Genomic DNA, 236 nt, shown 5'->3' on the forward strand with positions numbered 1-236 from the left:
CGGTGTGTCGTCATGCGGCGGCCCGTCTCGTCAAACCCGAGCGCGCACATTTCGGCGAGCCCCCACGTGTCCTGGGCGCCGTCGACGTCCAGCTCGATCGTCCACACGCGGTCCACGCCGTCGAAGCGGTCGCGAGCCTCCGCATGGACCACCGAGTACGCGGGGTCGCCCCACCAGGCGTTGCGGTAGTACGGGGTCCCCCACGTCACGTCCCGGACGCCGATGGACCCGGACGG

1 pseudogene is annotated in these 236 nt (G+C 71.6%); it reads right to left on the minus strand.

From position 1 onward, the window contains the following. Positions 1-209, minus strand: a pseudogene (locus tag ACPYOG_RS20815) (hypothetical protein); the annotation flags it as partial. Positions 210-236 lie beyond the last annotated feature (27 nt).

The sequence above is a fragment of the Leifsonia sp. HAY1-4F genome, from assembly GCF_056755275.1.